At 59.6% G+C, this 21,615-nt stretch carries 20 protein-coding genes, 2 tRNA genes and 1 rRNA gene; 18 read left to right on the forward strand and 5 right to left on the reverse strand.

The window, feature by feature from the left end; translation table 11 throughout:
- Positions 1-254 precede the first annotated feature (254 nt).
- Both QOM08_RS04090 and sfsA read left to right on the forward strand, forming a co-directional pair.
- The gene (locus QOM08_RS04090; protein WP_139051179.1) at positions 255-1,427 is read left to right on the forward strand and encodes a pyridoxal phosphate-dependent aminotransferase; all 1,173 of its coding nucleotides are present in this window, start codon (positions 255-257) and stop codon (positions 1,425-1,427) included.
- Complete coding sequence (gene sfsA, locus QOM08_RS04095; RefSeq protein WP_316912593.1) at positions 1,427-2,167, forward strand: DNA/RNA nuclease SfsA; 741 nt, start codon at positions 1,427-1,429, stop codon at positions 2,165-2,167. Before QOM08_RS04090 ends, sfsA begins: the two co-directional genes overlap by 1 nt.
- Here the strand turns inward: sfsA and QOM08_RS04100 are convergent.
- Positions 2,117-2,440 (reverse strand): Rieske (2Fe-2S) protein, encoded by a 324-nt coding sequence (locus tag QOM08_RS04100; RefSeq protein WP_107322944.1) that lies wholly within the window; start codon positions 2,438-2,440, stop codon positions 2,117-2,119. The two genes, sfsA and QOM08_RS04100, sit on opposite strands and share 51 nt — an antisense overlap.
- Positions 2,441-2,619: 179 nt before the next feature.
- Between QOM08_RS04100 and QOM08_RS04105 the strand changes: the two genes are divergently transcribed.
- From QOM08_RS04105 to QOM08_RS04120, 4 genes are read left to right on the forward strand one after another with little or no spacing between them, the layout of a single operon-like run.
- Complete coding sequence (locus QOM08_RS04105) at positions 2,620-3,498, forward strand: hemin ABC transporter substrate-binding protein (RefSeq protein ID WP_316912594.1); 879 nt, start codon at positions 2,620-2,622, stop codon at positions 3,496-3,498.
- 50 nt (positions 3,499-3,548) lie between these two features.
- Complete coding sequence (locus QOM08_RS04110) at positions 3,549-4,532, forward strand: FecCD family ABC transporter permease (protein ID WP_171061425.1); 984 nt, start codon at positions 3,549-3,551, stop codon at positions 4,530-4,532.
- Positions 4,532-5,299, forward strand: coding sequence for a heme ABC transporter ATP-binding protein (locus QOM08_RS04115; RefSeq protein WP_139051177.1), 768 nt, complete (start codon positions 4,532-4,534; stop codon positions 5,297-5,299). Before QOM08_RS04110 ends, QOM08_RS04115 begins: the two co-directional genes overlap by 1 nt.
- A gap of 21 nt (positions 5,300-5,320) precedes the next feature.
- Positions 5,321-6,208, forward strand: a complete 888-nt coding sequence (locus QOM08_RS04120) for a ChaN family lipoprotein (protein WP_316912595.1) — start codon at positions 5,321-5,323, stop codon at positions 6,206-6,208.
- A gap of 182 nt (positions 6,209-6,390) precedes the next feature.
- Here QOM08_RS04120 and QOM08_RS04125 read toward each other — a convergent pair whose 3' ends face one another.
- The 3 genes from QOM08_RS04125 to QOM08_RS04135 form a co-directional block, all read right to left on the reverse strand.
- Positions 6,391-6,663, reverse strand: coding sequence for a TfoX/Sxy family protein (locus QOM08_RS04125; protein WP_047229837.1), 273 nt, complete (start codon positions 6,661-6,663; stop codon positions 6,391-6,393).
- Positions 6,664-6,872: 209 nt separating this feature from the next.
- A complete protein-coding gene (locus QOM08_RS04130) occupies positions 6,873-7,214 on the reverse strand; it encodes a pentapeptide repeat-containing protein (RefSeq protein ID WP_139051175.1) in 342 nt (113 codons plus the stop codon).
- Between the two features lie 91 nt (positions 7,215-7,305).
- Entirely contained in the window at positions 7,306-8,862 is a 1,557-nt protein-coding gene (locus tag QOM08_RS04135; protein ID WP_139051174.1) for an AAA family ATPase, read from the reverse strand.
- A 127-nt stretch (positions 8,863-8,989) separates the two neighbouring features.
- Here QOM08_RS04135 and mrcB point away from each other — a divergent pair, with 127 nt between their 5' ends.
- From mrcB to QOM08_RS04150, 3 genes are read left to right on the forward strand one after another with little or no spacing between them, the layout of a single operon-like run.
- A complete protein-coding gene (mrcB, locus tag QOM08_RS04140) occupies positions 8,990-11,308 on the forward strand; it encodes a penicillin-binding protein 1B (protein WP_047229834.1) in 2,319 nt (772 codons plus the stop codon).
- Positions 11,309-11,324: 16 nt separating this feature from the next.
- Entirely contained in the window at positions 11,325-12,044 is a 720-nt protein-coding gene (locus tag QOM08_RS04145) for a tetratricopeptide repeat protein (protein ID WP_047229833.1), read from the forward strand.
- Complete coding sequence (locus QOM08_RS04150) at positions 12,044-12,373, forward strand: YqcC family protein (RefSeq protein WP_047229832.1); 330 nt, start codon at positions 12,044-12,046, stop codon at positions 12,371-12,373. Before QOM08_RS04145 ends, QOM08_RS04150 begins: the two co-directional genes overlap by 1 nt.
- Positions 12,374-12,380: 7 nt before the next feature.
- On the opposite strand, the gene QOM08_RS04155 is transcribed toward QOM08_RS04150, so the two are convergent.
- Positions 12,381-12,803: a DUF4124 domain-containing protein gene (locus tag QOM08_RS04155; protein ID WP_047229831.1), complete on the reverse strand. Its 423-nt coding sequence runs from the start codon at positions 12,801-12,803 to the stop codon at positions 12,381-12,383.
- 400 nt (positions 12,804-13,203) lie between these two features.
- Here QOM08_RS04155 and QOM08_RS04160 point away from each other — a divergent pair, with 400 nt between their 5' ends.
- The 9 genes from QOM08_RS04160 (at position 13,204) to QOM08_RS04200 (ending at position 21,563) form a co-directional block, all read left to right on the forward strand.
- Positions 13,204-14,928, forward strand: coding sequence for an acetolactate synthase 3 large subunit (locus tag QOM08_RS04160; protein ID WP_047229879.1), 1,725 nt, complete (start codon positions 13,204-13,206; stop codon positions 14,926-14,928).
- A 2-nt stretch (positions 14,929-14,930) separates the two neighbouring features.
- Positions 14,931-15,422, forward strand: a complete 492-nt coding sequence (ilvN, locus tag QOM08_RS04165; protein ID WP_003205610.1) for an acetolactate synthase small subunit — start codon at positions 14,931-14,933, stop codon at positions 15,420-15,422.
- Positions 15,423-15,467: 45 nt separating this feature from the next.
- Positions 15,468-16,484 carry a ketol-acid reductoisomerase gene (ilvC, locus tag QOM08_RS04170; RefSeq protein WP_003228216.1) on the forward strand — a complete coding sequence of 339 codons (1,017 nt, stop codon included), beginning with the start codon at positions 15,468-15,470 and terminating at the stop codon, positions 16,482-16,484.
- Between the two features lie 143 nt (positions 16,485-16,627).
- Positions 16,628-17,485: a CDP-diacylglycerol--serine O-phosphatidyltransferase gene (gene pssA, locus QOM08_RS04175; RefSeq protein ID WP_076386334.1), complete on the forward strand. Its 858-nt coding sequence runs from the start codon at positions 16,628-16,630 to the stop codon at positions 17,483-17,485.
- Between the two features lie 63 nt (positions 17,486-17,548).
- On the forward strand, positions 17,549-18,562 hold the full coding sequence (msrP, locus tag QOM08_RS04180) for a protein-methionine-sulfoxide reductase catalytic subunit MsrP (RefSeq protein ID WP_316912596.1): 1,014 nt from the start codon (positions 17,549-17,551) through the stop codon (positions 18,560-18,562).
- On the forward strand, positions 18,562-19,182 hold the full coding sequence (gene msrQ / locus QOM08_RS04185) for a protein-methionine-sulfoxide reductase heme-binding subunit MsrQ (RefSeq protein WP_047229828.1): 621 nt from the start codon (positions 18,562-18,564) through the stop codon (positions 19,180-19,182). Before msrP ends, msrQ begins: the two co-directional genes overlap by 1 nt.
- Positions 19,183-19,723: 541 nt before the next feature.
- Positions 19,724-21,260: ribosomal RNA gene (locus QOM08_RS04190) — 16S ribosomal RNA — on the forward strand.
- A 123-nt stretch (positions 21,261-21,383) separates the two neighbouring features.
- Positions 21,384-21,460 (forward strand) — tRNA-Ile (locus QOM08_RS04195).
- Between the two features lie 27 nt (positions 21,461-21,487).
- Positions 21,488-21,563, forward strand: a tRNA-Ala gene (locus QOM08_RS04200).
- The last annotated feature ends 52 nt before the right edge of the window (positions 21,564-21,615 follow it).

A 21,615-nucleotide genomic window follows, 5' to 3' on the forward strand; every position in this document is an offset into this window, starting at 1 on the left:
TTACCAGATCAAATCGGGCCGCGCTACTCCCGGTTGTCGAGCCTGCGGTGGCCGGGGCTTGCAAAGCGTGGTCAAGTTCAGTCCGGTGGAGTGACAAACCTGCTCAATGCTTGATTCTAGTCAAGCCTGAGCCGATCGCTGGAGACATTTGCTGCAAGCGGCCGGGCCCTGAGTTCGTGCTCGCTTGCGCAGTTGTTTCTGGATTGGCCGGAGAGTTAGGTAGAATCGGTTCTTTTTTACCAGAAGGAAGGCTAATGGCTCAGCCCTACAGTGCGCGTAGCCGCGCCATCGAACCTTTCCATGTGATGGCGCTCCTGGCCCGTGCCAATGAGCTGCAGGCCGCCGGGCACGATGTCATCCACCTGGAGATCGGCGAGCCGGACTTCACCACGGCTGAGCCGATCATCCAGGCCGGCCAGGCCGCGCTGGCGGCGGGAAAGACCCGTTACACGGCGGCCCGTGGCATCCCCGAGCTGCGCGAAGCCATCGCCGGTTTCTACGGGCAGCGCTACGGTGTGGACATAGACCCACGGCGCATCCTGGTCACGCCGGGCGGATCCGGCGCGTTGCTGCTGACCAGCGCGTTGCTGGTGGACCCGGGCAAGCACTGGCTGTTGGCGGACCCCGGTTACCCCTGCAATCGCCACTTTCTGCGGCTGGTGGAAGGTACGGCTCAATTGGTGCCGGTAGGCCCGGACGTGCGCTACCAGCTGACCCCGGACCTGGTGAACCGCTATTGGGACTCGAACAGCGTGGGTGCGCTGGTCGCGTCGCCGGCCAACCCGACCGGGACGATTCTCAGCCGGGACGAACTGGCCGGCCTGTCCAAGGCAATCAAGGGCCACAACGGTCACTTGGTGGTGGATGAGATCTATCACGGCCTGACTTATGGCACCGATGCCGCGAGCGTGCTGGAAGTCGACGACGAAGCTTTCGTCCTTAATAGCTTTTCCAAGTATTTCGGCATGACCGGCTGGCGGCTGGGCTGGCTGGTGGCCCCTTCGGCGGCTGTTGGTGAGCTGGAGAAGCTGGCGCAGAACCTTTACATCAGTGCGCCGAGCATGGCCCAGTACGCGGCGTTGGCCTGTTTCGAACCGGCGACAATCGAGATATTCGAGCAGCGCCGGGCCGAGTTCGCGCTGCGGCGCGACTTTCTGCTACCGGCCTTGCGTGATCTGGGGTTCGGCATCGCAGTGGAGCCGGAAGGGGCGTTTTACCTGTATGCCGACATTAGTGCATTCGGCGGCGATGCTTTTGCGTTCTGCCAGCACTTTCTGGAGACCGAGCATGTGGCGTTCACGCCGGGGCTGGATTTCGGTCGCCATCAGGCTGGGCACCATGTGCGTTTCGCCTACACCCAGAGCTTGCCGCGGCTCCAGGAAGCGGTGGAGCGAATCGAGCGTGGACTGCGGAGTTGGCAAGGCTGATGCTTTTTTCACCTGCGCTGGAAGAAGGCCGGCTGATTCGACGTTATAAGCGTTTTCTTGCCGATATCGAGACCGTTCATGGCGAACTGCTGACGATTCATTGCCCCAACACCGGTTCGATGCTCAATTGCATGGCCGAAGGTGCGCGAGTCTGGTTCAGTCGTTCCAGCGATCCCAAGCGCAAATTGCCCGGCACCTGGGAAATAGGCGAGACCCCCCAGGGGCGGTTGGCCTGCATCAACACCGCGCGAGCCAACCCGCTAATCGAAGAGGCCCTGCGTGCCGAGGTCATCAGCGAGCTGAACGGTTTTACCGGGCTCAAGCGTGAAGTGGCTTACGGTCAGGAAAACAGTCGTATCGATTTTCGACTGGACTATGACGAGGGCTCTGCCTGGGTCGAAGTCAAAAGTGTCACGTTGGGTTTTGACGGCACGACCGTGGCGGCGTTTCCCGATGCGGTGACCCAGCGGGGAGCCAGGCATCTGCGCGAACTCGCTCACCTGGCCCGGGACGGCGTGCGGGCGGTGCAGTTGTATTGTGTCAACCTGAGCGGGATCGACGCCGTGCGCCCGGCACAGGAAATCGACCCGCTGTACGCGGCGGCGTTGCGCGACGCTGTGGCCGCGGGCGTGGAAGTGCTGGCCTACGGGGTGACGCTGACGCCCGAGCAAATGTGGGTGGACCGCTCGTTACCGGTGTTGCTCGACCCAGATGCCTTGTTCGTCCTCCCGGCTCTCTAACGCAGCCAGGGACTGCCCGGCGCAGGGGCCGGCGACGCATTCACCGCTTTCAATCAGAAACAGTGCGCCGTGGGTGGCGCACTGGATCAGGCTGGCGCTGGGGTCGAGAAACTCATTGGGCCGCCATTCCAGCGGTACGCCGCGGTGCGGGCAGCGGTTGAGATAGACATACACCTGGCCGGCGCGACGCACCGCCAGCAACTTGCGCCCATCGAGGTCGAAACCGCGACTGCTGTTGTCAGGCAATTCGGCGCCGGTACAAAGAAACTTCATGTGGGTCTCTATGGTTATCAGTGAGCGAGTTTATGTGGGAGCGAGCCTCCCAAAGGTTCATGCTTGACGTCCAAATGAAAACAATTATCAAATGGCGCCTCCTTCGCAGGGGGCTGAGGATACTTTGCCTGAGGGGGTCATGCCCGGCCCTGTGAACATTTCTTCGAGGAATCTGCCCGATGCGCCTGAATATCCGTGTTGTCACGCTCTGTGTCGTCATGTTGGCCAGCCAGGGCTTGGTGGCGGCTGAACTGCCGCAGCGCTGGGTCAGTGCCGGCGGGGCGGTGTCCGAATGGGTCAGCGCGCTGGGCGGTGAGTCGAAACTGGTGGGCGTGGACACCACCAGCCAGCATCCCGAAGCCTTGCGGGATTTACCCAGCATCGGTTATCAGCGACAACTCTCGGCCGAGGGGGTATTGAGCCTGCGTCCGCAGATCCTCGTAGGCACCGAAGAAATGGGGCCGCCACCGGTGCTGTCGCAGATCCGCAGCGCCGGGGTACAGGTTGAACTGTTCTCGGCCACGCCCGACCTGTCGACCCTTCAGGGCAATCTGCGGCACCTGGGTCAACTGCTGGGCGCCGAGGCCAAAGCCGCGCAGTTGTTCGACAGTTATCAACAGCAGCTCAGCCAACAGAAAGCTCGAGTGAGTAAAATCCAGCTTGAGCAACAGGCCCCCGGCGTGTTGCTGTTGGTCGCAAGCTCCGGCGGCAAGCCGATGGTCGCAGGCCTGGGCACCTCCGCCGATTGGCTGGTGCGGCAGGCCGGCGGTCACAACTTGGCGACACACCATGGTTACAAGGCATTTTCGGTGGAGAGCCTGGCCAGCCTGAATCCCGAAGTACTGGTGTTCGCCGATCGCGCGTTGAGTGGCGAAGAAGCGCGTGCGGCGTTGTTCAGGGAAAATCCGATTCTTTCCTCCACCCGTGCCGCCAGGGCCGGGCGCGTTATCGAGCTTGACCCGACACTGTTGGTCGGCGGGCTAGGCCCGCGGTTGCCGCAAAGTCTGGTGAAGCTGACGGCCGGTTTTTACCCGACCGAACCGGCCAAGGCACCATGACCCCTCTGGTCAAACCGCGCACCTTGTTCATTGGCCTGGCCCTGTTGTGTCTGCTGGCGATCTGGCTGTCCCTGGCCCTGGGGCCGGTGAGTTTGCCGCTGTTCGATACCTTGCGCGCGGCGTTGCGCTTGATGGGCTTGCCAGTGGCCGCCGAAGGTCTGGAGCAGGCCGAACTGATCCTCGGCCAGATCCGTCTGCCACGCACCCTGCTGGGGCTGGCGGTGGGCGGGGTATTGGCATTATCCGGGGTGGCGATGCAGGGGCTGTTCCGCAACCCGTTGGCCGACCCGGGGCTGGTCGGGGTGTCCAGCGGTGCGGCACTGGGCGCGGCGTTCGCCATTGTTGGCGGCTCGGCGCTGGGCGGCTTGCCCGAAGCGTTCGGCCCCTATGTGTTGTCGTTGTGTGCGTTCCTCGGCGGGCTTGGGGTTACGGCATTGGTTTATCGCCTCGGCCGGCGCAACGGCCAGACCCATGTCGCGACCATGCTCCTGGCCGGTATCGCCCTGACCGCGCTGTCCGGCTCGGCGGTGGGCTTGTTCACTTACCTGGCGGACGACGCGACCCTGCGCACCTTGACGTTCTGGAACCTGGGGAGCCTGAATGGTGCCAGCTATGCGCGGTTGTGGCCGCTGTTGCTGGTCAGCGTTGGCGTAGCACTCTGGCTGCCACGACGGGCCCGGGCACTCAATGCTCTGTTGCTGGGTGAATCCGAAGCCGCCCATTTGGGCGTTGATGTCGAAGGGCTCAAGCGTGAACTGGTGTTTTGCACGGCCCTGGGGGTTGGCGCGGCAGTGGCGGCGGCGGGCATGATCGGCTTTGTCGGGCTGGTAGTGCCGCATCTGGTACGGTTGATGGCCGGCCCCGATCATCGCGTTCTGTTGCCGGCTTCGGTGCTGGCAGGGGCGAGCCTGCTGCTGTTCGCCGATCTGGTGGCGCGTCTGGCGCTGGCTCCGGCGGAACTGCCGATCGGCATCGTCACGGCATTCATCGGGGCGCCGTTCTTCCTCTATTTATTGCTGCGAGGACGCGCCTGATGTTACGAGCGCAGAACCTGCACATCCAGCGGGGTCGCAAGACCGTGTTGGCTGATGTCAATCTTGATCTGCATCCCGGTCAGGTGCTGGGCGTGCTCGGGCCCAACGGTGCAGGTAAAAGTACTTTGCTGGCGGGGCTGTGCGGTCAATTGCCTCCTGCGCAGGGACAGGTCTGGCTCGATGATCGGCCTTTGTCCCAGTGGGACGGCGCCGAGCGTGCCCGCCGCCTGGCGGTATTGCCGCAGTCATCGACCCTGGATTTTGCCTTCCGCGTCGAGGAAGTAGTCGGCATGGGGCGCCTGCCTCATCAGTGTGGTCGAGTGCGTGATGAGCAAATCGTTGCCTTGGCGTTGCACGCTGCAGACGCGGCGCATCTGCACGGTCGCAGTTACTTGGCGCTGTCGGGCGGCGAGCGTCAGCGGGTGCACCTGGCGCGGGTCTTGGCACAGTTGTGGCCAGGGGAAGCGGGGCAGACCCTGCTGCTCGACGAACCGACCTCGATGCTCGATCCACTGCACCAGCACACCATCCTGCAAGCGGTGCGTGAGTTTGCCGATCGCGGCGCGGCCGTATTGGTGATCCTGCATGACCTGAACCTGGCAGCGCGTTATTGTGATCGCCTGTTGTTGCTCGCGTCCGGCCGGCCGGTGGCCCTGGACACGCCGCAACAAGTGCTGCGCCCGGAACCGCTCAAAGCAGTGTTTGGCCTGGAAGTGCTGGTGCAACCCCATCCGGAGCGCGGACATCCATTGATCATCGCCCGCTGAGGGTTGCCTGAGGATGTAGACGTGCGCCTGATCCTGATTCTGGCATTGAGTGTGCTGACGGCCTGTCAGAGCACTGCGCCGCCCCCGGTCGACGGGCAGATCCTTGATTTGCACAGTGGCCGGGCCATCACGCCTCAAGCGTTGATCGAGCGTCTGGCACGGGCGCCGCGAGTGGTGGTCGGCGAGCAGCACGACAATCCGGATCACCACGCGCTGCAGCTATGGCTGCTTCAGGCCCTGGCCGCGCAACGGGCCCAGGGCAGCCTCCTGCTGGAAATGCTGACACCCCACCAGCAGCCTCGTGTTGATGCGGTCCGCCAGTTACCTGCCTTGCCAATTGATCTTCCCGGTGCCCTGGATTGGTCGCCGGGATGGGACTGGAGCCTGTATGGTCCGGTCGTGGAGTTTGCCCTGACGCAACGCTATCGGTTGTTGGCCGCCAATCTGGACGCCGCCGAGATCCAGCGCGTCTACCGGCAGGCGCCGGACTTGCGAGGCGCCCGTGCGAATGCGGCAAGTGTGAAGGATCAGTTGCTGGAGCAGATTCGCCAATCCCATTGCGGCCTGCTGCCCGAATCTCAGATGCCGGCGATGCTGGCTGTCCAGCAACAACGTGACCGACGCATGGCCGAACGTCTGCTGGCTGCGCCATTACCTGCGTTATTGTTCGCCGGTGCCTGGCATGGACGGAAAGACGTTGGGGTGCCGCTGCATGTGCTGGACTTGGGGGCCAGTGAGGCGCCGACCGTCCTGATGCTGGCCGAGGAGGGCAGCGAGATGACATCGGTCATGGCAGATTACGTGTGGTACACCAAGGCCACTCCCCCTCAGGATTACTGCGCGCAGATGCGTGAACACAGCGCATTTCCTCCAGACAAAAAAAGACCCGACAAAAGTCGGGTCAAATAACCGTGATTAGCCTGATGAGGAGATATCTGAGAGTCCGAACCAAGGGCTTTTCAAATATCGACCAGTCTCGCGACCGGATGCGCTAATCATAGCGATTCTCATTACCATGTCAAACGTTGTTTTTTGGATTGGCCCAAATAACTTTCAAGCGCAGGCCGTGTGGCGACAAACAAGGAGAATGGTCAGGCTTTGTGACGCGTCGAAACGGCGTCCAATTGTTTGTTCAAGGCTTCCTTGCGTTCGGCGGGGATGTCATTCCAGTGCACATCCATCAATGCGCCCTCAATGGCATAGAGCAACACCTTCGAAGCCCGGAACCCGCGAGTGCGTACTGCGCGATAGGCATCAACCGCTCCGAGGCGGCGCAGATCCGAGGCGCTGTGGATGCCCACGGCATGCAGCCACTGGGCTGATGTCTTGCCCAGGTTCTTCAGGTGTTGCAGTTCATCATTCATCGAACCTCCTTGCGACGGCCGACTGGTGCAGTGGGCAAGCTTCTCAGGAGTGTAGCGGTCAGTAGGAAAAACGTGATTCTTTGGTGGGATTTGAAGCAAAAGCTTCTAATGCATTACGCACGATAGGTGGGGGCGCGCGGCAAGATGCAGCGTCCAGCGCAGGCAGGGGCGCTGGAGATCAATTGGGTTGACGGCAGATTCGGCCCGATTCAGCGGGTGCGGTAGCGCAGCCGGGTGCCAAAGTTCATCGACATCAGAATTTCGTCGGCAGACAGTTCTGCCGGGAAATAGGCGCCCGATATTTGCGCATGGGCCAGGCTGGCACCTTCCAGGGACGACTTGCGAAAATCGATGCCGCGCAAATCCGCGGAGCGGAAGTAAGCGTCGGTGAAATCCACGTCGTCGGCATTGAGCTCTCGCAGATCCAGACCGCGAAAATCGCCGCCACGCATATCAACCGGGCCGTGTGGCCGTTCGTTGTTGAAACCGGCAATGTCGTCTTCGCGCAGCAAAGCATAAAGCGGGGTACTGAGAAGCTTGGGTAGGCTCATTTCATATCACCTGTTGGTTTTATGACGCCAGTATAGTGCCACTGTTTGACGGCCGTGAAGGGTGGGCAGACTCCACGGCCGAAATAGTTTTTTACAGGCCTGGCAAGCGTTGACGAATCTGCGCGACCACGATGTCGAGCGTGCCGCTTTCATTGGTCTGGACCCGTTTGCTGCACAGGATTTCCGCAGGGGTGAGTGCTTCGCGGCTGGCCTGTTGGGCGGCGATAACGGCCAGATTTGCGTCGGACGGATCTGTCTGATCGGCCTGACGCTGCGCCAGCCTGCTTTCGATAACCGCTTGTGGCGCATTGCAATCGAGGATTAGGAACGGAGCGCCCTTGGCCTCGGCAACTTTCGCCGCCGCATCGCGCTGATCGTGTTTGAGGTACGTGGCGTCGATCACTGCTGGGAACCCGGCATGCAGGATGACACCAGCGATTTCATGCAAGCGGGCATAAGTGGCGTCGCTGGCGCCGCTGCTATAGATGCCGGCTTGTGGATCATTGGGCACTTGCTGCTCACCAAACAGACGCTTGCGCTCAACGTCCGAGCGCAAGCGAATGGCGCCCAGGGCTTCCACCAGGCGCATCGCGACATGGCTTTTGCCAACGGCCGAAACGCCGTGGGTGATGGCCAGAAAGCGCGAGGGAATGGTGCTGTAGCTTTCGGCCAGGTTCGCGTAGTTGCGGTATTGGCGCAGGGTTGTGGCGCGCTGCACCGGGTCGGCTTCGGCCGGCATGCTGAACAGCGCGACCTTGGCGCGGACCAGGGCGCGGTAGGCTTTGTAGAAGTTCAGCAGCTCCAGGCCTTGATAGTCGCCGGTCAGCTCCAGGTATTGGCTGACGAAACGTCGCGCCAGCGACTTGAGGCCGCGGTCTTCCAGGTCCATCGCCAGGAATGCAGTGTCGGCATAGACATCGGTGAAGCGGAACGGCTCGTTGAACTCAATGCAGTCGAAAATCACTACCTTGCCATCGATCACCGTGGCATTGCCCAAGTGGATGTCACCGTGGCATTCGCGGATGAAACCTTCAGTCTTGCGTTGAGTGAACAGCGGTTTGAGGCGTTCGAAGCTGCTTTCGGCCCAGGCTTGCAGGGCTTCGAGTTGCACCAGGTCAGCCTTGTCACTGAGGAACGGACGAATCTGTTCGAAGTTCTGCCGCACCGGTGCCATAACGCTGTCGGGGGTGCCGGCGGCGTTTTCGGCAGGCACGGTGGGCGTGGAGAGATGGAAACGGGCGATCTGCGCGGCCATTTCGTCAACGTGCGCGGTGGTCAGTTCGCCGTTGGCCTGGAGCGTGCTGAGCAGTTGGCTCTGGGGGAACTGACGCATCTTCAGGGCGTATTCGATGGCCGGACCTTCGCCACCCAGTTGTGGCGCTTGCGGGGTGCCGGTAATCGGCATGACTTCCAGGTACAGATCCTGGGTCAGGCGCTGGTTCAAGCGCAGTTCTTCCCCGCAGAAATGCTTGCGTGCCTCGAGGCTGGTGAAATCAAGGAAGCCGAAATTGACCGGTTTTTTGAATTTGTAGGCATACGGCCCGGTGAGCAATACCCAGGAAATGTGGGTCTCGATGACCTGGAACCCTTCGACGGGATGCGGATAGAGGGCCGGGTTTTGCAGGGCAGCGATCAGGGACTGGCTCACGGGCGATCCTTCAGAGACTGGGAAAATTCAAGGCCGTCATTATGGCGGCAAGCCGCGTTAACGCAAACAGGAGGGGGCCGTTGTGTGGTCATGTTGAACCGCGGCAAAGTGCGTATAATCCGCCGCCATGACTCGTACCCGATCCCCCCGTACCCCCAAGAAACCACCCGCCAGTCGCTTGCGGCCCTGGCTGGGCTGGGCCCTTAAACTCAGCCTGGTGGGCCTCGTCGTGCTCGCTGGCTTTGCGGTCTACCTCGATGCCGTGGTCCAGGAGAAGTTCTCCGGCAAGCGCTGGACCATCCCGGCCAAGGTCTACGCCAGGCCCCTGGAGCTGTTCGTCGGACAAAAGCTGAGTCGGGACGATTTCCTGACCGAGCTCGATGCTCTCGGCTATCGCCGTGAAAGCGTTGCCAATGGCCCGGGTGCCGCGTCCGTCAATGGCAATACCGTCGACCTCAATACCCGCGGTTTCCAATTTTATGAAGGCATGGAGCAGGCGCAGGCGGTGCGAGTGCGCTTCTCCGGCGACTACGTCGCTGCGCTGACCGGTGCCAACAATGCGAAGCTGTCAGTGGTGCGCCTTGAACCGCTGCTGATCGGTGGCCTCTACCCCAAGAACCTTGAAGACCGGATCCTGATCAAGATCGACCAGGTGCCGCCGTTCCTGCTCGATACGCTGATCGCTGTCGAGGACCGCGATTTCTACCATCACTTCGGCGTCTCGCCCAAGTCGATTGCCCGGGCCATCTGGGTCAACACCTCCTCGGGCCGTATGCGCCAGGGCGGCAGTACCCTGACCCAGCAATTGGTCAAGAACTTCTATTTGACCAACGAGCGCAGCCTCAGCCGCAAGCTTACCGAAGCCATGATGGCGCTGTTGCTGGAGCTGCACTACGACAAGCGGGAGATTCTCGAGGCGTATCTCAACGAAGTCTTCGTCGGCCAGGACGGCCAGCGAGCGGTTCACGGTTTCGGCCTGGCCAGCCAGTTCTTCTTCAGCCAGCCGCTGTCCGAGCTCAAGCTGCATCAGGTGGCATTGCTGGTGGGGATGGTGAAAGGGCCGTCCTCCTATAACCCGCGGCGTAATCCGGAGCGCGCCCTCGAGCGGCGCAATCTGGTACTCGACTTGCTGCAACAGCAAGGCGTGGCGACGGCTGAGCAAGTCGAAGCGGCGAAGAAGATGCCTTTGGGCGTGACCAAGCGCGGCAGTCTGGCCGACAGCTCGTTTCCTGGTTTCATGGACCTGGTCAAGCGTCAACTGCGTGAAGACTACCGCGATGAAGACTTGACCGAAGAAGGCCTGCGGATCTTCACCAGTTTCGACCCGATCCTGCAGATGAAGGCCGAAGCATCGGTCAATGACACCTTCAAGCGACTGGCCGGGCGCAAGGGCTCTGATGAAGTGGAAGCCGCGATGGTGGTGACCAACCCGGAAACCGGCGAAGTCCAGGCCATGATCGGCAGTCGGCAGGCCAGTTTTGCCGGTTTCAACCGGGCGCTCGATGCGGTCCGCCCGATCGGCTCCCTGATCAAGCCGGCGGTCTACCTCACCGCCCTGGAAAAGCCGAGCCAGTACACCCTGACCAGTTGGCTGTCCGACGAGGCGTTCTCTGTCAAGGGCGCGGACGGCCAGGTGTGGAAGCCGCAGAATTATGATCGCCGCTCCCACGGTACGGTGTTCCTGTACCAGGGGCTTGCGCATTCCTACAACCTGTCGACGGCTCGCCTCGGGCTTGAAATCGGCGTGCCGAATGTCCTCAAGACCTTGGCCCGCCTGGGTGTCAGTCGCGAATTCCCGGCATTCCCATCGATGCTGCTGGGAGCCGGTGGCCTCACGCCGATTGAAGTGGCAGCCATGTACCAGACACTGGCCAACGGTGGCTTCAACACGCCGATGCGCGGCATTCGCAGCGTGCTTACCGCCGACGGCGAGCCGCTCAAACGCTATCCGTTCCAGATCCAGCAGCGTTTTGATCCCGCGTCCATTTATCTGATCCAGAGCGCCATGCAACGGGTCATGCGTGAAGGCACCGGCAGTTCGGTTTATAACGTACTACCGCGTAACCTGACCCTGGCGGGCAAGACCGGTACCAGCAACGACTCGCGCGACAGCTGGTTTGCCGGTTTCAGCCAGGACCTGCTGGCAGTGGTCTGGCTCGGCCGTGACGACAATGGCAAGACCCCGTTCACTGGCGCCACCGGGGCATTGCAGGTCTGGACCAGTTTCATGCGCAAGGCCGATCCGTTGCCGCTGGACATGCCGCAACCAGACAATATCGTTCAGGCCTGGGTGGATTCGCGCACTGGCCAAGGCTCCGACGCCAGTTGCCCGGGCGCGGTGCAGATGCCGTATATTCGCGGCAGCGAACCACCACCCGGTGCAGCCTGTGGCATTCCAAACCCCGCCGAATCGGTCATGGATTGGGTCAAGGACTGGATGAATTAAGCAAAGAGGGTTTCAAGTGAACAAGTGGTTGATTCCAGCGGTTACGGCCGTGGCATTGCTCAGCGGTTGCTCTACCGTACAACGCGGTTCGATTCCGGTTGTCGATTCCGGCACTGCCGTTTCCAATAGCGAGCGGGTCTCGGCCAATGGCGGTTTCCGTCAAACGACGGTGCAGCGGCCGGTGCAGGGACAGGTCCAGGCGATTCCCCAGGGCGATACCGGTGTCGTCGTGATGGTGCCCGGTGGCGGCGCCACGACGTCGGCACCGATCAGCAGCACACCGATCACGCCAGGGCCGATCACGCCGGGCCCTATCGATACTTCACCAATCGACCAGGGCAGCTTCAACATGCCTTCTGCACCGAGCAGCATTCCCTCGACCAGTTCGGGAGGCCTGTCCGCTGATGAACAATTGGACGGTCCAGTACTGGCATTGCTCACCACAGCCCAACAGCAACAGGCCGGTGGTGACCTCAATGGTGCGTCCTCCAGCCTTGAGCGAGCCCAGCGTGTTGCGCCGCGTGAACCCCAGGTTCTCTATCGCCTGGCCCAGGTGCGCATGGCCCAGGGCGATGCGCCGCAAGCCGAGCAACTGGCCCGCCGTGGCCTGACATTCGCCAACGGTCGTCCGGCGCTTCAGGCCAGCCTGTGGGAATTGATCGCTCAGGCCCGTGAGAAACAAGGCGACTCCGCCGGCGCGGCATTGGCCCGTCAGAAGGCCAAGGTTTCGCTCTGATGGATACGCGTTTTCCCAAGATCGCCGATCAGTTGCTGCTGATTGAGCGCGAGTTGCGGGTCCAAGGCTGGTGGAGCAGCGTTTCGCCATCGGCCGAGGCGTTGGCCAGTGTCGAACCGTTCGCGGTCGACACGCTGGACTTCGAGCAATGGCTGCAATGGATTTTCCTGCCGCGCATGAAAGCCATCCTGGAAAATGACCTGCCGCTGCCCAACGCCTCGGGCATCCTGGAGATGGCTCAAATGGTCTATGCCCAGCGGCCGGGGCAAGGCGTCGAGTTGCAGCGACTGTTGGCGCAGTTCGACCAATTGATCAGCGACGTTAACTGACCGCCATTTATTGGCAGTGCTCCTCGATCTGCTTGCGGGTTTCGTCGATGCGCTGGCGCCGCTCCTCTTCTGTGAGGCGGCGCATTTCCCCTTCCACATCCTCGCGTACCCTCGGGTTGTTCTGCAGTTGCGCCAGATTGGTCCGAGTCTGTTCGCAGAAGGCCTTGAGCTGGGCTTGCTGCTCGGCAATCTGTTGCTTGACCTGTTGGTCAATCGCCTTCTGGTCGCCAATGACCCCGGCAGGCGGGGGGGCTGCTGGCTTGGCGGCGGAAGGGGAGGACTTGATCACCGTTGTGGCCTGTCCTCCAGGCGGTGGCTGGGAGCCAAAGTGGGTAACCCCTTGGGCGTCCACCCATTTATAGACCTGACCGGCCATGCACATCGGGCTCAGGCCAACCAGCAGGCTGGCCGTCAAGAAGAACATTCGCATGCTGTTTCCTTGTCATGGGTTGCGCAATTGAAGCTAACACAGTTGCTGTTTAAAGGTTTTTTCTTGCGTTCTCATGCGCTTACTTCGAATAAAGCACATTGACGGCTTGACTTGCAGAGGGCGAAACAGAAGAATCCAAAGTCCGCTGTAGAGGGACTGCCAGAAGCAGGCCCACTCGGCAGATCATGAGGCGCACATCCGCGCCGACCTGTTACACCCGCAACGCGTTACCTCGCGCTGGGTGGGAAAGGCCCGCAACACTTGGGACGATCCCAATACTTGCTCAGTCAGTGCTGACGTAGTCGGCGACCACCGTCGCTCATGCTCTGCCGAGAAGTAAACCTATTAAGACCCGTCCCTTTTTGTGGGCCGGTATTCTGGCGTTTTAGAGGTGAACAACGTGGAGCTTTTATCTGGCGGTGAGATGCTCGTCCGCTTTTTGCGTGACGAAGGCGTCAAATATATCTACGGGTACCCCGGTGGTGCTCTTCTTCATGTCTATGATGCCCTGTTCAAAGAACCGGAAGTGACCCACATCCTGGTTCGTCATGAGCAAGCGGCGACCCACATGGCTGACGGATATGCCCGTGCCACCGGTAAAGCCGGCGTGGTCCTGGTGACTTCCGGCCCTGGCGCCACGAACGCCATCACCGGTATCGCCACGGCGTACATGGACTCTATCCCGATGGTGATCATCTCCGGTCAGGTGCCCAGCACCATGGTCGGCACCGACGCGTTCCAGGAAACCGACATGATCGGTATTTCCCGGCCGATCGTGAAGCACAGCTTCATGATCAAGCACGCTTCGGAGATCCCGGAGGTCATGAAGAAGGCTTTCTACCTGGCTGAATCCGGTCGTCCGGGCCCGGTTGTGGTCGATGTCCCGAAAGACATGACCAACCCGGCCGAGAAGTTCGAATACATTTTCCCCAAGAAAGCCAAGCTGCGTTCCTACAGCCCGGCTGTGCGCGGTCACTCCGGGCAAATCCGCAAAGCAGCCGAAATGCTGCTGGCGGCCAAGCGTCCGGTGCTGTACTCGGGTGGCGGCGTTATCCTCGGTGGTGGCTCCGCGCCGCTGACCGAATTGGCGAAAATGCTCAACCTGCCGGTCACCAATACGCTGATGGGGTTGGGCGCCTACCCGGGCACTGACCGTCAGTTCATCGGCATGCTCGGCATGCACGGCAGCTATACCGCCAACCTGGCGATGCACCATGCCGATGTGATTCTGGCGGTCGGCGCGCGTTTCGACGACCGTGTCATCAACGGCCCGGCGAAATTCTGCCCGAACGCCAAGATCATCCATATCGACATCGACCCGGCGTCGATCTCCAAGACCATCAAGGCAGACGTGCCGATTGTCGGTCCTGTGGAGAGCGTGCTGAGCGAAATGGTCGCCATCCTCAAGGAGATCGGCGAGGCTCCGAACAAGGAGTCCGTGGCCAGCTGGTGGAAGCAGGTTGATGAGTGGCGCGGTGATCGTGGCCTGTTCCCTTACGACAAGGGCGACGGCAGCGTGATCAAGCCGCAGACCGTAATCGAAACCCTGTGCGAAGTGACCAAGGGCGATGCCTTTGTGACCTCCGACGTGGGCCAGCACCAGATGTTCGCCGCGCAGTACTATAAGTTCAACAAGCCCAACCGCTGGATCAACTCCGGTGGCCTGGGCACCATGGGCTTCGGTTTCCCGGCGGCCATGGGCGTCAAGTTGAGCTTTCCGGATAGCGACGTCGCCTGTGTCACGGGCGAGGGCAGTATCCAGATGAACATCCAGGAGCTGTCGACCTGCCTGCAGTACGGTTTGCCGGTGAAAATCGTCAACCTGAACAACGGCGTACTGGGCATGGTTCGCCAGTGGCAGGACATGAGCTACGGCAGCCGTCACTCGCACTCCTACATGGAGTCGTTGCCGGACTTCGTCAAGCTGGTCGAAGCCTATGGTCACGTGGGCATCCGCATCACTGACCTGAAGGACTTGAAGTCCGGGCTCGAAGAAGCTTTCGCCATGAAGGATCGCCTGGTGTTCCTCGATATCAAGGTCGATACCAGCGAGCACGTCTACCCGATGCAGATCAAAGACGGCTCCATGCGCGATATGTGGCTGAGCAAGACGGAGCGTACCTAATCATGCGACATATTATTTCCCTGCTTCTGGAAAACGAACCGGGTGCTCTGTCTCGCGTAGTGGGCCTGTTTTCGCAGCGCAACTACAACATCGAAAGCCTGACCGTGGCGCCAACCGAAGACCCGACCCTGTCGCGTCTGACGCTGACCACTGTGGGGCACGATGAAATCATCGAGCAGATCACCAAGAACCTGAACAAGCTGATCGAGGTGGTCAAGCTGGTGGACCTGTCGGAAAGCGCGCACATCGAGCGCGAGCTGATGCTGGTCAAGGTCAAGGCCACCGGTGCCCAGCGCGCCGAGATCAAACGCACTACCGATATTTATCGTGGGCAGATCGTCGATGTCAGCGCCAGCGTCTATACCGTTCAGTTGACCGGTACCAGCGACAAGCTCGACAGCTTCATTCAATCGATCGGCACTGCCTCGATTCTGGAAACCGTACGCAGTGGCGTCACCGGGATTGCCCGTGGCGACAAAGTACTGAGCATCTAAACCAAATTAGCGAATGGCCTGAATGGCCGGAAATAGGGGTAATTCATGAAAGTTTTCTACGATAAAGACTGCGACCTGTCGATCATCCAGGGCAAGAAAGTCGCCATCATCGGTTACGGTTCCCAAGGCCACGCCCAGGCGTGCAACCTCAAGGACTCCGGTGTTGACGTGACCGTCGGCCTGCGTAAAGGCTCGGCCACCGTTGCCAAGGCCGAGGCCCATGGCCTGAAAGTCACCGACGTGGCTTCTGCCGTTGCCGCCGCCGACCTGGTCATGATCCTGACCCCGGACGAGTTCCAGTCTTCGCTGTACAAGAACGAAATCGAACCGAACATCAAGAAAGGCGCCACCCTGGCCTTCTCCCACGGTTTCGCGATTCACTACAACCAGGTAGTGCCACGCGCCGACCTCGACGTGATCATGATCGCGCCGAAGGCCCCGGGCCACACCGTTCGTTCCGAATTCGTGAAGGGCGGCGGTATCCCTGACCTGATCGCGATCTATCAGGACGCTTCCGGCAACGCCAAGAACGTCGCTCTGTCCTATGCTGCCGGTGTTGGCGGCGGCCGTACCGGCATCATCGAAACCACCTTCAAGGACGAAACCGAAACCGACCTGTTCGGCGAACAAGCCGTTCTGTGCGGCGGTACTGTCGAGCTGGTCAAGGCCGGTTTCGAAACCCTGGTTGAAGCTGGCTACGCGCCGGAAATGGCCTACTTCGAATGCCTGCACGAACTGAAGCTGATCGTTGACCTCATGTACGAAGGCGGTATCGCCAACATGAACTACTCGATCTCCAACAACGCTGAATACGGCGAGTACGTGACGGGTCCGGAAGTGATCAACGCCGAATCCCGCCAGGCCATGCGTAACGCCCTGAAACGTATTCAGGACGGCGAATACGCCAAGATGTTCATCAGCGAAGGCGCTACCGGCTATCCTTCGATGACCGCCAAGCGTCGCAACAACGCCGCTCACGGTATCGAAATCATTGGCGAGCAGTTGCGCTCGATGATGCCGTGGATCGGTGCCAACAAGATCGTCGACAAAGCCAAGAACTAAGTCGCGAGCTTGATCGGAAAACGCGGCCCTGGCCGCGTTTTTTCGTTTGGGCGGTGGCTTCTGGTATAAAGCTGCATCGTTTGCGGCCGAACCCTCGTCCCAGACACCTGTCGAATTTTTCACACCGTTGCAAGGTACTGTCCATGAGCGAACGCCCCGACGAGCCCAACCAGGCTCCTGACGCCGAAAGCCTGCTGCCCATCGATGAGCACGTCGAAGAAGGACATGACGCTGAAGGCCGTAAGGTCCGGCACCGTGGCATCTATCTGCTGCCGAATCTGTTCACCACCGCGAACCTGTTCGCCGGTTTCTATTCCATCATCAGCTCCATGAGCGCCCAAGCGGCCTTGAGCGCCGGCGATAGCGCCGGTGCGAGTCGTTACTTTGCCTTCGCTGCCATCGCGATCTTTGTCGCCATGGTGCTCGATGGCCTGGACGGGCGTGTGGCCCGCATGACCAATACCCAGAGCGCGTTCGGTGCCGAGTACGATTCGCTGTCGGACATGGTCGCTTTCGGCGTGGCCCCGGCCTTGCTGGCGTTCGGTTGGGCGCTGGGGGACATGGGCAAGGTCGGCTGGATGGTCGCCTTCATCTATGTTGCCGGTGCCGCGTTGCGTCTGGCACGTTTCAACACCCAGGTCGGTACGGCTGACAAGCGCTACTTCATCGGCTTGGCGAGTCCTGCCGCTGCGGGTGTCGTAGCCGGTGTTGTTTGGGCTTTCAGCGACTACGGTATCCAGGGATCGAAGATGTCGTTCCTTGTGGCGCTGCTGGTAGCGGCGGCCGGTATGCTGATGGTCAGCAACATCAAGTACAACAGCTTCAAGGAGCTGGATCTCAAAGGGCGGGTGCCGTTCGTTGCGATTCTGGCGGTGGTGCTGGTGTTCGCGGTGGTCTTCAGTGATCCGCCACGTATCTTGTTGCTGGTATTCCTCGCCTATGCCGCTTCCGGCCCGGTTCAATACCTGTTGCGCCTGCGCCGACACAAAAAAGCCGAGTGATGTAATTTCCCTCATACTCCGCAGTCTATTGGTGCATCTGCCCTCCAATGCTGCGGAGTTGTCATGCTGATCAAGATCCCCAAGTCGTCCGACTGCCTTGAGTCGGACGTCACGCCAGAATCCCTCTATCTATCCCGTCGCCAAATGCTTGGGGCCGCCATGGCGGGGCTTGCCGTCAGCGGTCTTCCGCGTTGGGCCAGTGCTGCCGATGTTGCGCGTTATGCGGATGTCGAGCCCGGCAAGGCGCCGTCCTGGTTCGCCGAGAAGCTGCCGTCCACCCAATGGGGCGCGGTTACGGTCAAGGATGAGTCCATCACCCCTTTTAAAGACGCCACCCATTACAACAATTTCTATGAGTTCGGAACCGGCAAAGGTGATCCGGCGGCCAATGCCGGATCCTTGAAAACCGAGCCCTGGAGCGTGGTGGTCGATGGGGAAGTGGGCAAGCCGGGGCGCTATGCGTTGGAAGACTTCATGAAACCTTACCAGTTGGAGGAGCGAATCTATCGCCTGCGGTGCGTGGAGGCCTGGTCCATGGTTATCCCATGGATTGGCTTTCCCATTTCGGCGTTGCTCAAGCAGGTCGAGCCGACCTCCAAGGCCAAGTACATTCGTTTCGAAACCCTGCAGGATCCCAAGACTATGCCAGGGCAGCGCTCAGGGTTTGCTTTGATCGACTGGCCTTATGTCGAGGGCTTGCGACTGGATGAAGCGATGAATCCGCTGGCAATCATGGCGGTTGGGATGTATGGGCGAGAGTTGCCGAATCAGAACGGTGCACCGTTGCGCTTGGTGGCGCCGTGGAAGTACGGGTTCAAAAGTGTGAAGTCCATTGTGCGCATCAGTCTGGTCAGCCAGCAGCCCAAGACCACCTGGCAGAGCATTGCGTCCGACGAGTACGGCTTTTACGCCAACGTTAATCCGACGGTCGATCACCCGCGTTGGACCCAGGCACGGGAGCGCCGTCTGCCGAGCGGGCTGTTCAGTCCTAACGTGCGCGATACGTTGATGTTCAACGGCTATCAGGATGAAGTCGCTTCTTTATATGCAGGGATGGACTTGAGGAAGGACTACTGATGCGTTTTCCAGTCTGGCGAATCGGCGTCTTTGTCGCGGCGGCGGTTTGGCCGTTGCTCTGGCTCTACGAAGCGTTGATGAATAAGTTGGGGCCTGACCCAGGCAAGGTGCTGGTGGATCGGCTCGGGTTGGGCACGCTTATTTTGTTGTTGATCACCTTGAGCATGACGCCGTTGCAGAAACTGACGGGGTGGGCAGGGTGGATCGCGGTCAGGCGTCAGCTGGGATTGTGGTGCTTTGCTTATGTGGTGCTGCATTTGAGTGGGTATACGGCGTTCATCCTGGGGTTCGATTGGTCGCAACTGGGCGTCGAGCTGAGCAAGCGACCTTATATTATCGTCGGAGCGCTCGGGTTTCTGGGGCTCTTGGCGCTGGCGATTACTTCCAATCGCTACAGTCAGCGGCGACTGGGCGCGCGCTGGAAAAAACTGCATCGCCTGGTTTATCCGATCTTGGGCCTTGGATTGCTGCATATGTTGTGGATTGTGCGGGCGGATCTTAAGGAGTGGTCGATTTACGCCTTTATAGGTGCTGTGCTTTTGATGCTTCGAATTCCTGTGGTTACGCGCCGGATACCGCGTTTAATTGGACGCAAAGCACCTTCTGCAACAAAAGCGTAATTAACGCTTGACGGCAAATCCTGGAAGTCTATAATTCGCCCCACTTCCGGCGCAGTCGAAACGAAAAACTCCTTGAGTTTCAATGAGTTAAACGATTTTAGGCAGCGCAGGGCTTCAGGTCATCGAAGCTTGGGAAGCAGTTGGTGGGGCGGTTTTCCTGGCTCCGTTAACGATTCGATCTTCTCGATCGAAAGCGTCAAAAAGAGGTGTTGACAGCAGCGAGTAACGCTGTAGAATTCGCCTCCCGCTAACGAGAGATCGGAAGCGCAAGTGGTTGAAGTTGCAGAGGAAACTTTGAAAACTTCTTAAAATAACCGCTTGACAGATACACGGGGCGCTGTAGAATGCGCGCCTCGGTTGAGACGAAAGGCTCAACCCACCGCTCTTTAACAACTGAATCAAGCAATTCGTGTGGGTGCTTGTGGAGTCAGACTGCTAGTCAACAGATTATCAGCATCACAAGTTACTCCGCGAGAAATCAAAGATGTAACCAACGATTGCTGAGCCAAGTTTAGGGTTTTCTCAAAACCCAAAGATGTTTGAACTGAAGAGTTTGATCATGGCTCAGATTGAACGCTGGCGGCAGGCCTAACACATGCAAGTCGAGCGGTAGAGAGGTGCTTGCACCTCTTGAGAGCGGCGGACGGGTGAGTAAAGCCTAGGAATCTGCCTGGTAGTGGGGGATAACGCTCGGAAACGGACGCTAATACCGCATACGTCCTACGGGAGAAAGCAGGGGACCTTCGGGCCTTGCGCTATCAGATGAGCCTAGGTCGGATTAGCTAGTTGGTGAGGTAATGGCTCACCAAGGCGACGATCCGTAACTGGTCTGAGAGGATGATCAGTCACACTGGAACTGAGACACGGTCCAGACTCCTACGGGAGGCAGCAGTGGGGAATATTGGACAATGGGCGAAAGCCTGATCCAGCCATGCCGCGTGTGTGAAGAAGGTCTTCGGATTGTAAAGCACTTTAAGTTGGGAGGAAGGGCATTAACCTAATACGTTAGTGTTTTGACGTTACCGACAGAATAAGCACCGGCTAACTCTGTGCCAGCAGCCGCGGTAATACAGAGGGTGCAAGCGTTAATCGGAATTACTGGGCGTAAAGCGCGCGTAGGTGGTTCGTTAAGTTGGATGTGAAATCCCCGGGCTCAACCTGGGAACTGCATTCAAAACTGTCGAGCTAGAGTATGGTAGAGGGTGGTGGAATTTCCTGTGTAGCGGTGAAATGCGTAGATATAGGAAGGAACACCAGTGGCGAAGGCGACCACCTGGACTGATACTGACACTGAGGTGCGAAAGCGTGGGGAGCAAACAGGATTAGATACCCTGGTAGTCCACGCCGTAAACGATGTCAACTAGCCGTTGGGAGCCTTGAGCTCTTAGTGGCGCAGCTAACGCATTAAGTTGACCGCCTGGGGAGTACGGCCGCAAGGTTAAAACTCAAATGAATTGACGGGGGCCCGCACAAGCGGTGGAGCATGTGGTTTAATTCGAAGCAACGCGAAGAACCTTACCAGGCCTTGACATCCAATGAACTTTCCAGAGATGGATTGGTGCCTTCGGGAACATTGAGACAGGTGCTGCATGGCTGTCGTCAGCTCGTGTCGTGAGATGTTGGGTTAAGTCCCGTAACGAGCGCAACCCTTGTCCTTAGTTACCAGCACGTCATGGTGGGCACTCTAAGGAGACTGCCGGTGACAAACCGGAGGAAGGTGGGGATGACGTCAAGTCATCATGGCCCTTACGGCCTGGGCTACACACGTGCTACAATGGTCGGTACAGAGGGTTGCCAAGCCGCGAGGTGGAGCTAATCCCACAAAACCGATCGTAGTCCGGATCGCAGTCTGCAACTCGACTGCGTGAAGTCGGAATCGCTAGTAATCGCGAATCAGAATGTCGCGGTGAATACGTTCCCGGGCCTTGTACACACCGCCCGTCACACCATGGGAGTGGGTTGCACCAGAAGTAGCTAGTCTAACCTTCGGGGGGACGGTTACCACGGTGTGATTCATGACTGGGGTGAAGTCGTAACAAGGTAGCCGTAGGGGAACCTGCGGCTGGATCACCTCCTTAATCGACGACCGCAGCTGCTCCATGAGCTCCCACACGAATTGCTTGATTCATTGAAGAAGACGATAGAAGCAGCTTTAAGCTCCAAGCTGATAGCTCAACGCTAACAGTTACGCGCTCGAAATTGGGTCTGTAGCTCAGTTGGTTAGAGCGCACCCCTGATAAGGGTGAGGTCGGCAGTTCGAATCTGCCCAGACCCACCAATTTCATGGTGTTCCCTGTAGAAATACGGGGCCATAGCTCAGCTGGGAGAGCGCCTGCCTTGCACGCAGGAGGTCAGCGGTTCGATCCCGCTTGGCTCCACCATAAACTGCTTCTGAAAGCTTAGAAATGAGCATTCCATTGATGTGATGGTGAA

Origin of the sequence: Pseudomonas sp. P105, assembly GCF_032614175.1 — a bacterium.
GTDB lineage: Bacteria > Pseudomonadota > Gammaproteobacteria > Pseudomonadales > Pseudomonadaceae > Aquipseudomonas > Aquipseudomonas rhizophila.

Bases quoted from the DNA above. Each gene is read 5' to 3' on its own strand.
- QOM08_RS04150 (WP_047229832.1), top strand. From the start codon at position 12,044: ATGGATACGCGTTTTCCCAAGATCGCCGATCAGTTGCTGCTGATTGAG.
- msrQ (WP_047229828.1), top strand. From the start codon at position 18,562: ATGCGTTTTCCAGTCTGGCGAATCGGCGTCTTTGTCGCGGCGGCGGTT.
- QOM08_RS04090 (WP_139051179.1), top strand. From the start codon at position 255: ATGGCTCAGCCCTACAGTGCGCGTAGCCGCGCCATCGAACCTTTCCAT.
- pssA (WP_076386334.1), top strand. From the start codon at position 16,628: ATGAGCGAACGCCCCGACGAGCCCAACCAGGCTCCTGACGCCGAAAGC.
- QOM08_RS04155 (WP_047229831.1), bottom strand. From the start codon at position 12,803: ATGCGAATGTTCTTCTTGACGGCCAGCCTGCTGGTTGGCCTGAGCCCG.
- QOM08_RS04125 (WP_047229837.1), bottom strand. From the start codon at position 6,663: ATGAATGATGAACTGCAACACCTGAAGAACCTGGGCAAGACATCAGCC.
- mrcB (WP_047229834.1), top strand. From the start codon at position 8,990: ATGACTCGTACCCGATCCCCCCGTACCCCCAAGAAACCACCCGCCAGT.
- QOM08_RS04100 (WP_107322944.1), bottom strand. From the start codon at position 2,440: ATGAAGTTTCTTTGTACCGGCGCCGAATTGCCTGACAACAGCAGTCGC.
- QOM08_RS04115 (WP_139051177.1), top strand. From the start codon at position 4,532: ATGTTACGAGCGCAGAACCTGCACATCCAGCGGGGTCGCAAGACCGTG.
- QOM08_RS04105 (WP_316912594.1), top strand. From the start codon at position 2,620: ATGCGCCTGAATATCCGTGTTGTCACGCTCTGTGTCGTCATGTTGGCC.
- sfsA (WP_316912593.1), top strand. From the start codon at position 1,427: ATGCTTTTTTCACCTGCGCTGGAAGAAGGCCGGCTGATTCGACGTTAT.
- QOM08_RS04130 (WP_139051175.1), bottom strand. From the start codon at position 7,214: ATGAGCCTACCCAAGCTTCTCAGTACCCCGCTTTATGCTTTGCTGCGC.
- msrP (WP_316912596.1), top strand. From the start codon at position 17,549: ATGCTGATCAAGATCCCCAAGTCGTCCGACTGCCTTGAGTCGGACGTC.
- ilvN (WP_003205610.1), top strand. From the start codon at position 14,931: ATGCGACATATTATTTCCCTGCTTCTGGAAAACGAACCGGGTGCTCTG.
- ilvC (WP_003228216.1), top strand. From the start codon at position 15,468: ATGAAAGTTTTCTACGATAAAGACTGCGACCTGTCGATCATCCAGGGC.